Source organism: Parvimonas sp. M20 (genome assembly GCF_035282425.1).
Taxonomy (GTDB): Bacteria; Bacillota; Clostridia; order Tissierellales; family Peptoniphilaceae; genus Parvimonas.
Genome location: NZ_JAYKBQ010000004.1, coordinates 121617 through 135905, shown reverse-complemented (window position 1 = coordinate 135905; position 14289 = coordinate 121617). Strand labels below are relative to the sequence as shown.

The window sequence follows — 14289 nt, the reverse complement described above, 5'->3', positions numbered from 1 at the left end:
GTTCCATCATTATCTGCAGAATTTTCTACATAACTTGTATGAGCTGGAATCTTATCCTTTATTACAACCTTTTGTACCTTTCCTGTAGTATTCTTGTAAGTTATCTTGTAAAGTAGTTCTTGGCCTGCTTTTACTTCATTACTATCTATACTTGTCTTATCATCTTTACTATCAAAGACATCTTTTACAGGTTTTGTTGCTGTTGGATTTGTTGTTTCATTTGTATCAAATGTATTACTTCCATCTACTACATTTGCCTTATTTACAATCTTATCTCCATTTACATTATCATCTACTTTTACTTTAAATGTTACAACTACTGTTTCTCCATTTGCTACATTTTCCTTTGTCCAAGTGATTTCTCCGTCTTTGAAGACTCCATTATTTGTTGCTGATCCTTCTACATAAGTTGTATGTTCTGGGATTTTATCCTTTATTACAACCTTTTGTTCTTTTCCTGTAGTATTCTTATAAGTTATCTTGTAAAGTAGCTCATCTTTTGCTTTTGCTTCTTTACCATCTATACTTGTTTTTGTATCCTTTGGACTAAAGACATCCTTAACCGGTTTTGTTGCTGTTGGATTTGTTGTTTCATTTGTATCAAAATTATTACTTCCATCTACTACATTTGCCTTATTTAGAATCTTTTGTCCATTTACATTTTCATCTACTTTTACCTTAAATGTAACTTCTACTGTTTCTCCATCTGCTACATTTTCTTTTGTCCAAGTGATTTCTCCATTTGCAAAAGTTCCACCATTATCTGCAGAATTTTCTACATAAGTTGTATGAGCTGGAATCTTATCCTTTATTACAACTTTTTGAACTTGACCAGTTGTATTCTTGTAAGTTATTTTGTAAAGTAATTCATCTTTTGCTTTTACTTCCTTACCGTCTATACTTGTATTTGTATCTTTACTATTAAATACAGACTTAACAGGTTTTGTCGCTGTTGGATTTGTTGTTTCATTTGTATCGAAATTATTATTTCCATCAGCTACATTTGCTTTATTTAATATTTTATCTCCATTTACATTGTCATCTACTTTTACTTTGAATGTTACAACTACTGTTTCTCCATTTGCTACATTTTCTTTTGTCCAAGTAATTTCTCCGTCTTTGAAGACTCCATTATTTGTTGCTGAACCCTTTACAAAAGTTGTATGTGCAGGTATTTTATCCTTTATTACAACCTTTTGTACTTGTCCTGTAGTATTCTTGTAAGTTATCTTGTAAAGTAGTTCATCTTTTGCCTTTACTTCCTTACCATCTATACTTGTATTTGTATCTTGACTATTAAATACGTCCTTAACTGGTTTTGTTGCTGTTGGGTTTGTTGTTTCATTTGTATCGTAACTATTTTCACCATCATTTACAGTTGCATGGTTTTTAATTACTTCTCCATTAACCTCTTTATCAATCTTAACTTTAAATGTAACTGTCCATGTTTCTCCAGGTGCAATCTTCTTATTCCATTTTACAGTTCCATTTTCAAAAGTTCCATTATTATCTGCAGATACAAAGCTTGTATGATTAGGAAGTTTATCTGTAATTGTTGCATCAACTTCTGTATACTTGGTATTTGTATATTTTATTGCATAAGTAAGCTCTTGTTCTGGATTAACAGTTTTACCATCTATATTTACTGTAGACTCACCTGTATAAACTTCTTTTTGAGGTTTAGTAGGAGTTGGTGGTATTAATTTTGTTTCAACAGTATTGGCAAACGCAGGAATCCCATCAAAATACATTCTTGCAGTGGAGTTAATTACCTTGTCATCACCATTTACTAAAGCTTTTTCATTTGTCTCAGTATTATAAACAATTTCATAAACTTTTCCAGCTTTATCTCTACTAAATAAAGATTTATTAATAATATCTATTTCTATAGTGGGTGGCACCCCTTGAGCTTCAACCTTTGTTAATTTATAATCAACATTCTCAGTTAAAATTTTTCCGTCTAATTTTACTTGTGCAGATTTAAAATCTACTTTCTTATCAAATTGATCAGTAAATTTTAATGTCTTTATATCGTCAATTATATCAACTCCAGGTCTTGGAACAGTATAAGTAACTGTATAGTTTATTGGTTCGCCAATTCTCTTAGGAGCTTCTTGCCTGTCAACAACTTTTTTAGGAGTTTTTTCTGGATTGTTATAGTAAGGTACTTCTGCAAAGAATTTGAAAAGTCCTCCACTAGTAGCTGCCGTATTAAAACCGAAAGATACTTTGTTGTTTACAGAACGCATAACGAATCCGGTTTTATTAAATTCGTCAGGACCTGATGTTCCTTGAGAAGATATTGTTGATTTTGGACGCCAGTAATGCCAAGCTCCTTCGTCATACTCTATTAAATCATACTGTTCATTATATACTAATTTATCAATTGTTTGAGTATAATTTTCTACTAACATACATTCATAAAATGTAGTCTTATGATTATTTGCTATAGTATTACCAGGTTTTACGTCTATGTCTGTAGGTACCATTGTTAGTTTAACATCACAAGGTGTTCCATCATCATATTCTAATGTAACAGTACAATTTGTTTTTGTATTGAAACCTTGTTCATTGTTATCATTGAAATTAGGATGATCAGGATAAACATAGTCCATCAACTGAATACCACTATCTCCCCAGTTTTGGTCGACTGTTAAAAATGGCACTCCAGCATTCTCATTATTAAAATTATCTTGTTTCCCATAATATTGAGTAGGATTTAATTGTAAACGATTAACCTTAACTCTTACATTTACCTTTTTCCCATTAATTCTTCCAGCGTCTGTAAATAGCAATTCTAAAACATCGTTGAAATTTTGTTGGTGTGGAGTTCTATTAAATTTGTGCATAAACACAGTACTCTCCTTCCAATTGCCATTTGGAACGACATGCTTTTTCAATACGCTTTGACTCATATGAATAACTTTCATATTTTCTTGTCTACATTTAAACTCATACAAATCTAGTTTTGATAAGTCTAAATCGGTATGAGAGACTTCAGGTTTAGCTCCAGGTGCCGCTTCTGTAGTAACACTTGAAATAAAAACCTGAAAAACCATACAAATCATCATAAATAATGACATAATTCGTTTTGAAATTTTCTGTTTCATTATTTCTTGTTCCTTCCATAATAAATACTAAACTTTCAAGTAAAATTTCCTTAAATCTCACTTGAATAAAAGTTAACTACTAAATTTACATTTCAAATAAATACAGGCTATTATTTCAATGTAAACCGATATAAAAGACTCCCCATCTTGTGTAGAAAAGCCTAAAATCTACACAAGAAGTCCCTTTTGAAGATTATAACATAATTTCAGCTTAATGTCCACAATTATTGAAATAGGTTCAGTAACTAAGGCTGAGGATCTTTTACTCCCCAACCTTAGTTACTGAACCTAAAAAAACTCCATTAGTTTAACTAACGGAGTTGGTGCAGAAAAAGGGATTCGAACCCTCACAAGCTTTGCTCACTACCCCCTCAAGATAGCGTGTCTACCAGTTCCACCATTTCTGCATAAATAGGACTTAAAAAAGTCCGTTATTAACTTAATCTATTTGGAAATACTTTACATTCCATTTTTTTTGCAGATGGACAAGCTGCACATCCACCTAAAGCTGTTTCTCTCAATGTTTCAGGTAAGGCGTTTCCAACTTCATACATTGCTTGAACTACTTCATCAAAAGGCACTATACATTCAACCCCCGCAAGCGCAATATCACTTGCAACTAGAGCATTAATAGTTCCTGTTCCATTTCTTAAAGCACAAGGAAATTCTACAAGTCCAGCAACTGGATCACAAACCAATCCCAATACTGAAAGCATTGCAAATGATGATGCTGTCAAAGATTGTTCAGCAGTTCCTCCATGCAATTCTACTATTGCTGCTGCACTCATTGCTGCCGCAGCTCCACATTCAGCTTGACAACCACCTTCTGCTCCAGAGATTGTTGCATTTGTTGCAATAATTCTTCCAATAGTTCCAGAAACTAAAAGTGCCATTAGCATTTCATCATCTGTAAAATTATATTTATCTTGAATCCAAGAAAGACTTCCAGGTAAAATTCCGGCACCACCAGCAGTTGGTGCAGCTACGATTTTTCCCATCCCTGCGTTTACTTCAGAAGTTGAAAAACCTCTAGCAATTGCAGTTACCATAGACTCTCCTAAAATACTTTTTCCACTTTGTGCATATCTTAAAATTTTCTTTGCATTCCCACCAGTTATCTTGAATGGATTGATTTCATCATTCGTTATAACATCAGATGCTGAGGCCTTCATTACTTCATAGGTTTCCCTAAGCATCCCTAAAAGTTCTTCTTCTGTTATACCCATTTCTTCTAGTTGATGTTCTAATGCAATTTCACTAATTTTTTTATTTTTTTCTTTACATAATTTTAATAATTGTGCTCCTGAAGAAATCATATAACCTCCTATAATGGTTTTAAAATCATACATTCTAACATATCTGGTAATTTACTTATTCTATAAATAGCCATTTCGTCAATTCCACCATCAATTTCCATAACCGCAGATGCTACTCCCTCTTCTCTATTCATAATCAAACTACCTATGTTTATCTTGTTTTCAGCTAAAATCGTACTAACTTGTGCAATCATTCCGTATCTATCATTATATTTAAGGATTATTGTATTATAGACTCCTCCAAATTTAACATCAACTCCATTAATATTTGTAATTTCAATGGCACCCCCACCAATAGAGGAGCCAATTACATAAAAACTCTCTCCGCTTGCTTCGAAAAATTCAGTTTTTACAGTATTCGGATGAGCATACAACAAATCCATAGGGACAAAAGAAACTTCTATCCCTCTCTTTTTTGCAATATCCAAAGCATCTCTTATTCTTTCATCGTCAGTATCATATCCCAATATACCACCAACTAAAGCCTTATCCGTACCATGTCCTTGATATGTATTTTTAAAACTTCCATGTAAATGAAAAATTACTTTCTTTATATCTCTTGCATAAATAATTTTTGCAATTCGTCCAAGCCTACAAGCTCCTGCAGTATGAGAACTTGAAGGTCCAATCATTATAGGACCAATAACGTCAAAAAGTCCATAGTTTTTCATTATTTTTTCACTACTCCTTCAAAATTATTAAACAAATCTCCCTGTTTAAAATTATTCCTTTCCATTTTTTCTAAAATTTCATCTCTAATTTTCCACCAACTCGTACTCCAATTACAAAACAAACTATTTTCTTCAGGAACACGACCAAGTAGTCTTTGTAAAACTATTTTTTCATCTAAATTTCTTAAAAAAGAAATAACTAAATCAATAAATTTTTCCTTACTTATTAATTCTATTTCACCATTTGAATACATTTCTCCCAAGACCGTATTTTTTACGATATAGAGTGAATGTAATTTTACCTCTTCAACTTTTAGAGCGGATAAAATCTTTGCAGACTCCACCATATCCAATTCATCATCCCAAGGAAGCCCAACTATTATATGGCTACAAACTCTAAATTCAAATCTGTGAATTAAATTAACAGCATTTATAAATTCAGCCAATGTATGTCCTCTATTTAGTTTTATTAAAGTTCTATAATTTACAGTCTGTAATCCAAGCTCAAAGTCTATTTCTAACTTTCTGTTCTTTTGAAAATTCTTTAAAAATAACAATTGTTCTTCTAAAATACAATCAGGTCTTGTTGATAGAGAAATCCCAATTATGTCCTCATCAACAATACTATCTGCAATCATCTTTTTAAAATCTTCTATTCCAAGATATGTATTAGTAAAATTTTGAAAATAGACAATAAATTTTTTTGCATTATATTTTTTTGATATATAAGCCTTATTTCTCAAAACCTGTTCTCTTACGGGCATAGAAATATTACAATTTTCAAAAGAACCGCCTTCTTCTCCACAAAAAATACAACCACCTGTTGCAATATTACCGTCTCTATTTGGACAGCTCAAATTTAATTTAACAGGCAGTTTATAAACTTTTTCTCCATAAATGTCTTTAAGATATTTTGAATATGTTCTGTAAAAATCTTCCTCTAACATTATAATTCCTTCAATGCTTCTAAAACTTTTATAGCATGATCCTTAGCCTTTACATTTCTAAACTCTTTTAAAATATTTCCTTTATCATCTAGAATAAAAGTGGATCTAACAGTTCCCATATACTCTTTACCACACATTTTTTTAAGTTTCCAAACATCAAAATGCTCTTGAATAGAAATATCTTCATCAGATACTAATTCAACACTTAAATTATGTTTTTCAATAAATTTCTTGTGGCTAGCTAAAGAATCTTTACTAACACCGATTATAACGGCATTTAACTTTTCAAATTCACTTTTAAGTTCACTAAATTGGATAGCTTCCAGAGTACAACCTGAAGTATTATCCTTTGGATAAAAATACAATACTATCTTTTTTCCTCTATACTTATCTAAAGAAAATTCTCCATTTATTCCATTAAACTTTAAATTACAAGCCATTTTTTTCTCCTAAAACATCTTTAAATAATTTCTTCAACTCAAAATATACCCCATCTTCATTATTTGTAAATTCAGTAATATTATTTGTCAAAGATTTTAATTCATCAATCCCGTTTTTCATTGCAAAACCAATTCCTGAATTTTTAATCATAGACTTATCATTAAATTCGTCACCAAAAGATACAACATCTGAAAGACTAATATTCTTGCTCTTAAGATAATTAGTTATAGCAACCCATTTATCAGCTTTTTCAGATTGAAATTCCAAAACTTTTTTTCCATTTGGAATCATATATCTATTTTTAACCAAATTATGTTCATCCTTGAATAATCCATAAAATTCATCAATCTTTTCTTTTTGATCTAAGAAAGCTATACATAAGACAGTTTCTAGAGACTTTATATCAACCTGACTAAAATATCTGATGCTGTCTGTGGCAATCTTTTTATCTGCAATATTTTCTTCGAAATGACTTTTCTTAGGTTGTCCGTCTTTTATGGCTAAATGATAACCATCAACAAAAGAATCTACATAAACATAAGGATTCATTCCACAATCCAGAGCCTTATTATAAACTTCTAAAAATTTAGAATTATTTACATATTCAACATTAACTAATTTACTAGATTCCTTAAATCTGCTCATCGCTCCATTATTTGCACAGACCATAATATCTCTTTTTAAAGGTTGTAAAAAGCCTGATGCCATATAAAAATGTCTTCCTGTAGCGATTACAACTTCTATCCCATTTCCTATTAAATTATCCAATAAAGCAAAGCTCCGAGAAGATATTTTTTTGTCATCATCTAACAGAGTTCCATCTAAATCTAAACAAATTGCTTTTAACATAAAAACCTCTTTCAAAAAAATAAAGTGCCGATAACGGCACCTTATAGACTAATTCTATTCGTCGTCTTCTTCAACTAAAGCGTCAAACGCATCAGAAACCTTGTTGAATTCTTCATCATCCTCGATTTCTTCAACTTCAAATTCTCCGTCTTCTTTTTCTATATATTTGCAAAGTAATATACTTCCATCTTCTTGACTTTGAAGAGCCATATATTCTTTTTCTTCAACTTCAAAAACTCCTATAACTTCAAAAGTTTCTTCTTTTCCATCTTCATTTTCAAAAACTAATAATTCAGCTTCCATTTCTTCTTCGCAACCACAACCACAGCCGCAGCCTTTGTTTTCTTCCATTTTGTATGTCCTCCTTAAAATTTTTAAAATCTTAAATTTTAAATCGATAAAAGATATTTCTCACAAAATTATGAAATATTTATCTACAATAATAATACCACATTTTTTAAAAAAAGCATAGCTTTTTAAAATATTTTTTAAAAAATATTTTATTCACAATTTTTTTATTGCGAAGCAACAAGGTTCTCGGGCACCCACCCGATGCAAAGCATCGTGGAAGGGTGAGGTTCTTATTGATAATGTTAAAATAACCAATTTTTTCCCGATTTCCTATAAAAATTTAAAAGTTATCCCACATTTTTATAAAAGTTATCCACAAAATAAAGGTCAAAATATCCACTTATCCACAAGTTATTCAACTTATCCACAATTTTATAAAAAACTCTTTACTTTTTTTATTATCATTTAATCACTTATAATATCATTTTTAAGTGCTAAATTTATAAAAGAATAAAAATACAAATAAACTTGATTTATAATATTACGAACTGGAATATTTTTCACTAGACTATTATTAACAACAATAAAAAAGTTTATCAAATATAAATCTGATAAACTAATTTATTAAACTATTTAATTTTATAGAATTTAATCTATATCTTACTAGTAGATAGAAAAATTCACAATTTTTCAACTCACTTTATTATTTATTTTTAAATAATCTTAAATAAAGAGTATAAACTATATAACCAAATCCTGCAATTGATGCTAAATAAACTAGAATAGATATATATAGCATAACTGTTGATAAATGATTAAAAGTTGACTTTAAAAGCAAACTAGCTACTACAACAATAATATTTACTCCTATAAAGTATAAATTCTTAGTAAGTTTAAAAAAGTCTTTTTTCTTATCAAGAACTGTACTTTTGTAAAACATAATTGCAATTAATACTATTGATAGGAAAACTAAAAAGTGAGAAAAATCTCTAAGATTAGCAATTGTCTTTATAGAATTTGCTCTAGAAGCAACTTTTGTTAATCCAGATAAAGCATCATCTGACTTATTTCCTACAGTATTAAAACTTCCTACACTTATAAGTTTAATAATCATATAAACTAAATCAAGTATAAAAACTACTGAAATACCACACATTATATATTCTAACAAATTCTTCTTAGAAATAAATTTATCAAAGCTTTCTTTAATATCAATTTGAGATTCTTCAACTTCATCAGGTTTTGTATTAGATTCAACAGCTTTTTCCTCAGCTGTCTTTTCTTCAATTACCTTTTCTTCAACATCTTTCTTTTCAATATTTTCATTAACAGTTTCTTGTTCTTTAATCCCTTCAACTGGACTTTCTTCATGTTTTTCTTCTAAGTTTTCTTTAGCATCAAAATCATCATTTTTTAAATTATCCATAATATCACTCCTTAAAAATAAATTATATAATTGCATTTATTATACCATTTTATTATACTATTATATAAAAATTTTTGCAAGTGAATCGAATAGAATAACTAGCAAAAAATTAAAAGCTGTTGCAAGTCGCAACAGCTTTTCTATATTTGTTTAGCTATTATATCCTTAACTTTCATAAGTCTTGTAATAGTAGCCCTTTCATTTTCATCCAATTTCATTCTGATGAATTTAATAGTTTCTTCCAAATCCGGAATTGTTCTGTACTCAAGAGCATTTACTCTTCTACGAGTCTTTTCAATTTCATCTGCCATTAGTTGACAAGCTTTTTCAACTTCTGCAAGTTCTAAAAGCTTATCCATTACTGAATGTAATTCTAAAATTGCATCATCTAGTTCAGAGGAGGTTTGAGCATAACCATAAGGAAATATTGCTCCACTTGATCCTGTTCTGTCAAATTCCATTTTAGGAATATTTACACTCATTACATTTTTTGTTTCAATAGCAACGGATATTTGTTCTTTCGGAAAGGCCACAGCTTGTTCCAAAAATTCGGGACTCATAACAGCACTTGCTAAAAGAAAAGATTTAAATGAATTCGAAAGTTCTTCTTCAACTTCAAGACGAAGTTTTTTATTCTTTCTAATCATTTCTATAAATCTTCTCATAAGTTCATCTTGTTTATCTTTAAGAAGTTTATGACCTCTTTTAGCAGTTACAAGTCTTCCTTTGAGATTAGAAAGAGCCATACGTGTAGGATTTACATTTAGCTTTGCCATCTATATCTCCCCTTTATTCTGTCTTTCCTAAATATTTATCAATATATTCCTCTCTAATTCTCTTAAGTTCTATTCTTGGAACTATACTTAATAATTCCCAACCTAAGTTTAAAGTTTCTTCTATCGTTCTGTTTGTTTCATATCCTTGGTCAACATATTTCTTGTCAAAAGCATCTGCAAATTTTGCAAAAGCTTTATCTGCTTCTGATAATGCAGATTCACCTAAGATTACTGCCAATTCACGAGCCTCTCTACCAGAAGCATAACCTGCATAGATTTGGTTCATTGTATCAGCATGATCTTCTCTTGTCTTTCCTTTCCCGATACCTTTATCTTTAAGTCTTGATAATGAAGGAATTACAAAAATTGGTGGTTGAATACCTTGTTTATATAATTCTCTTGAAAGAATAATTTGTCCTTCTGTGATATATCCTGTAAGGTCAGGTATTGGGTGAGTAATATCATCTTCTGGCATTGTTAAAATAGGAATTTGTGTAATGGAACCAGGTCTACCTTTAAGTCTTCCTGCTCTTTCATAAATTGTTGAAAGGTCAGTATATAAATAACCTGGATAACCACGACGACCTGGAACTTCTTTTCTAGCTGCAGAAACTTCACGAAGTGCTTCTGCATAATTTGTAAGGTCAGTTAAGATTACCAAAACATGCATTCCCTTTTCAAATGCTAAATATTCTGCACAAGTAAGAGCCATACGAGGAGTTGCAATTCTTTCAATCGCAGGGTCATTTGCTAGGTTCATAAACAACACTGCTCTATCTATCGCACCTGTTTTCGTAAAGTCGTCAATAAAGAATTGAGCTTCTTCAAAAGTAATTCCCATTGCTCCAAATACTACGGCAAATTTTTCTCCACCACCAAGTACCTTAGCTTGTCTTGCAATTTGTGCTGCTACATTGTTATGTGGAAGACCTGAACCTGAGAAAATAGGTAATTTTTGTCCTCTAACCAATGTATTAAGTCCATCTATTGTAGAAATACCTGTTTGAATAAATTCTGAAGGATAGTCTCTTGATACGGGATTGATTGGAGAACCGTTAATATCTATCTTCATTTCAGGAATAATCTTTGGCCCCTTATCAATAGGATTACCAAGACCGTCAAAAATTCTTCCAATCATATCTTCAGAAACACCAAGTTCAAGAGGATGGCCTAAAAATCTACAAGAAGTATCTCTTAAGTTAATTCCTGAAGAGCCTTCAAACAATTGCACCATTGCCTTATCTCCATCAATTTCAAGAACTTTTCCTCTTCTCTTTTCTCCATTTTGAACTCTAACTTCAACTAATTCTTCGTATTTTACACCTTCAACACCTTCAACAACCATCAAAGGTCCTACTACTTCTTTTACTGTCTTATACTCTTTAAGCATTAGAGTTACCTCCTTCGCTTATTAATTTTTCTATATCAGCCTTAACTGTTTCAAATAATTCATCAAACTTTTCCAATTCATTTTCAGAAATATTTTTACTTCTTGTTATTCCTTCACGTGATTCAATCTTCAAAATTTCGTCAAGATATACTCCTGAATCCAAAGCTTTTTTAGCTTCATCATAGAAACCTAAAATAAGATTTAACATTTTGAATTGTTTTGGAAGAGAACAATAAGTATCAACTTCATGGAAAGCATTTTGTTGTAAGAAATCTTCTCTTAAGGACTTAGCAACTTCAAGCTTTAATTGATCTGCTTCTGAAAGTGAATCTCTACCTACAAGACGAACTACTTCTTGCAAATTGGATTCTTCTTGTAAAAGTGCCATTGATTGTATTCTATGTGCAGAGAATTTTCTATCAATACTTTCATCCATAAACTTATCCATCTTATCTTGATATAATGAATAAGAATTCAACCAGTTAATAGCTGGGAAATGTCTTCTATAAGATAATGCATAGTCAAGTCCCCAGAATACTTTTACAATTCTAAGAGTGGCTTGTGAAACTGGTTCAGAAATATCTCCACCTGGAGGAGAAACCGCTCCAATTACTGTTAAAGCACCTTCTCTATCTTCGCCTAAACATTTTACAAAACCAGCTCTTTCATAAAAGTCTGCAACTCTTGATGCAAGATATGCTGGATAACCTTCATCACCAGGCATTTCTTCAAGACGACCGGACATTTCACGGAGCGCTTCCGCCCAACGAGAAGTTGAGTCAGCCATAAGTGCTACTGAATAGCCCATGTCTCTAAAGTATTCTCCAATAGTAATACCTGTATAGATTGAAGCTTCACGAGCAGCTACCGGCATATTTGAAGTATTTGCTATAAGTACTGTTCTTTTCATAAGTGATTGACCAGTTTTAGGGTCAAGAATTTCAGGGAATTCCATAAGAACGTCTGTCATTTCATTTCCACGTTCTCCACAACCTACATAAACTACAATTTCTGCGTCAGCCCATTTAGCAAGTTGGTGTTGAACTACTGTTTTTCCTGAACCAAAAGGTCCTGGTATCGCTGCAGCTCCACCCTTTGCAACTGGGAAAAATGTATCAATGATTCTTTGACCTGTTACAAGTGGCCTAACCGGATCCAATTTTCTAGAATATGGACGGCCACGACGCACTGGCCATTTTTGAATCATATTTAATTCTTTAATTCCATCTTCAGTTTCTATTTTGCAAATTATTTCATCAACTGTATGATAACCAGGTAAAATTTCAACAATCTTTCCATTTATTCCTGGTGGTACCATAATCTTATGTGAAACAACTGTTGTTTCTTGTACTGTTCCGATGATATTCCCTTCTGAAACTTCATCTCCAACATCTACTGTAGAAACAAAATCCCATCTTTTTTCTCTATCCAACGGTGATACACTTATTCCTCTTAAAAGAAAATCACCCGCTTTTGCTTGTAAAGCTTCTAGAGGTCTTTGTATCCCGTCAAACATTTGTTCTAACATTCCAGGTCCAAGTTCAATAGAAAGTGGACTACCTGTTGAATAAACATCATCTCCCGGTCCTATACCGGTAGTTTCTTCATAAACTTGAATTGAGGCTCTATCACCTCTCATTTCTATAATTTCTCCAATGAGCTTATTATCAGAAACTTCAACAACATCATATACGTTCGCATCTTCCATTCCTTCTGCAACTACAAGAGGTCCGGAAACTTTAATAACTTTACCGACTTTCAATATAAGCCCTCGCTTTCTATAATATATTTGATCCAACAGCTTTTTCAACATTCTTGTTGATATTTTCTAAGCCTATATTTAAACTACCTCTGTTGCTAGGTATTAAAATTACTGCTGGAATAACTTCGTTATTATATCTTTGAATAGTTTCGGGAATATCTTTTGCTAATTGCTCAGTAATATAAATAATCCCATATCCTTCTTTTGCTAGTTTGTCAATAATTCTTCTGGCATCATTTCCTTCGATTGCAGTAAAAACATGAACTCCAAGAGCTCTAAAGGCAAGAACAGAATCCTTATCGCCAATTACAGCTATCTTATACATAAACTTCACGCAACCTTTCTTTTATAAAATCAGCAGATAAACTATTGACTTTTCCTACTAATATAAGTCTTAAATTTTTAATTTCCAATTCTTTTGCGAAAAGAAAACTAAAAATAACTTCTGCTCCGTAATGGATAGATTTAGTTTTTCTAACTATTTCAACTAAATAATCATCCATCTTTTTTTCAAAACTATTAAGAGAATTAGTATTTTTATATTCTTCTATGATTTTTGCTAAAACTCTACCAATCTTATAAGCTTTAAGCTTAATAGGTAAAATTTCTATATCATCATAGAACATCTCTAAAATCCTTTCAGTTTCGACATCTCCACCTTCGATTAAAACTTTTTTCAAAGTTTCTTTTACTTGATTTTGTTTTCTACATCTTATAAAAGTTCTAAGATTAATAAAATCAATCATAGCTCTAAAATACTCAGAAATCATATCAAGTTTAAATTCCTCAGCTAGGCTCAAAACTTTCTCAAAATATTTTTTATCTATAAAAATGTCAATGTCTTGAGGATCTTTTGTTGTCTCATAAAATTCTAAACTTTCTTTAAAATCTTTTGATAATCCCTCATCATCCTTCAAGGCTAATTCTCTGAATGTTTCAATTCCATTTTCATCTAACATACAGTACATTGAGTTAAACTTTTCTTTTAAAATATACTCTTTTACCAAAACTTTTAAGTTATGATAATTGTATTTGCAAGAAAGTATCTCAACTAAAGATTTATCAGGAGAAATTTCCATAACATCTCTGTATGTCTTATTCAAAACATCAGATAAAACTGCTTCATAGTTTTCAGGTCTGTCTAATTTTGAAAGTTCACTTGAATAAGAAGTTTCATTAAGTAGCTTAATAGCATCTTCAAGACTTTTTGCATCAGCAAGTCTATAAAGTTGTTGTTTAGTAAGGAGTTTTTTCTCAGCATAACGAATTCTAACACTTGATTGGATAAAATCTTCTCTATCCATAATACA

General features: G+C 31.1%; 13 protein-coding genes and 1 tRNA gene. All 14 read right to left on the bottom strand.

Annotated elements, in window-relative coordinates:
- A partial coding sequence (locus VJI93_RS03610) for an Sgo0707 family adhesin (RefSeq protein ID WP_324009208.1) occupies positions 1–3110 on the bottom strand: 3110 nt, incomplete at its 3' end.
- Positions 3111–3431: 321 nt separating this feature from the next.
- Positions 3432–3517 (bottom strand) — tRNA-Leu (locus tag VJI93_RS03605).
- Positions 3518–3544: 27 nt separating this feature from the next.
- Positions 3545–4426, bottom strand: coding sequence for an L-serine ammonia-lyase, iron-sulfur-dependent, subunit alpha (gene sdaAA, locus VJI93_RS03600; protein WP_323999127.1), 882 nt, complete (start codon positions 4424–4426; stop codon positions 3545–3547).
- Between the two features lie 8 nt (positions 4427–4434).
- Positions 4435–5097: an L-serine ammonia-lyase, iron-sulfur-dependent subunit beta gene (gene sdaAB / locus VJI93_RS03595; RefSeq protein ID WP_323999128.1), complete on the bottom strand. Its 663-nt coding sequence runs from the start codon at positions 5095–5097 to the stop codon at positions 4435–4437.
- A complete protein-coding gene (locus tag VJI93_RS03590; protein ID WP_323999129.1) occupies positions 5097–6044 on the bottom strand; it encodes a TIGR01212 family radical SAM protein in 948 nt (315 codons plus the stop codon). The genes sdaAB and VJI93_RS03590 overlap by 1 nt, the downstream gene beginning before the upstream one ends.
- Positions 6044–6484: a peroxiredoxin gene (locus VJI93_RS03585; protein ID WP_323999131.1), complete on the bottom strand. Its 441-nt coding sequence runs from the start codon at positions 6482–6484 to the stop codon at positions 6044–6046. Before VJI93_RS03585 ends, VJI93_RS03590 begins: the two co-directional genes overlap by 1 nt.
- A complete protein-coding gene (locus VJI93_RS03580) occupies positions 6474–7334 on the bottom strand; it encodes a Cof-type HAD-IIB family hydrolase (protein WP_323999133.1) in 861 nt (286 codons plus the stop codon). The genes VJI93_RS03585 and VJI93_RS03580 overlap by 11 nt, the downstream gene beginning before the upstream one ends.
- 54 nt (positions 7335–7388) lie before the next feature.
- Positions 7389–7685 carry a DUF1292 domain-containing protein gene (locus tag VJI93_RS03575; RefSeq protein ID WP_323999134.1) on the bottom strand — a complete coding sequence of 99 codons (297 nt, stop codon included), beginning with the start codon at positions 7683–7685 and terminating at the stop codon, positions 7389–7391.
- A 643-nt stretch (positions 7686–8328) separates the two neighbouring features.
- Entirely contained in the window at positions 8329–9051 is a 723-nt protein-coding gene (locus tag VJI93_RS03570; RefSeq protein WP_323999135.1) for a hypothetical protein, read from the bottom strand.
- 140 nt (positions 9052–9191) lie between these two features.
- A complete protein-coding gene (locus VJI93_RS03565; protein ID WP_323999137.1) occupies positions 9192–9827 on the bottom strand; it encodes a V-type ATP synthase subunit D in 636 nt (211 codons plus the stop codon).
- A gap of 13 nt (positions 9828–9840) precedes the next feature.
- Positions 9841–11217, bottom strand: coding sequence for a V-type ATP synthase subunit B (locus VJI93_RS03560; protein WP_323999139.1), 1377 nt, complete (start codon positions 11215–11217; stop codon positions 9841–9843).
- Entirely contained in the window at positions 11210–12979 is a 1770-nt protein-coding gene (locus VJI93_RS03555) for a V-type ATP synthase subunit A (protein ID WP_323999141.1), read from the bottom strand. The genes VJI93_RS03560 and VJI93_RS03555 overlap by 8 nt, the downstream gene beginning before the upstream one ends.
- A 16-nt stretch (positions 12980–12995) precedes the next feature.
- Complete coding sequence (locus tag VJI93_RS03550; RefSeq protein ID WP_004832801.1) at positions 12996–13304, bottom strand: V-type ATP synthase subunit F; 309 nt, start codon at positions 13302–13304, stop codon at positions 12996–12998.
- A complete protein-coding gene (locus tag VJI93_RS03545; RefSeq protein WP_323999143.1) occupies positions 13297–14283 on the bottom strand; it encodes a V-type ATP synthase subunit C in 987 nt (328 codons plus the stop codon). Before VJI93_RS03545 ends, VJI93_RS03550 begins: the two co-directional genes overlap by 8 nt.
- Positions 14284–14289 lie beyond the last annotated feature (6 nt).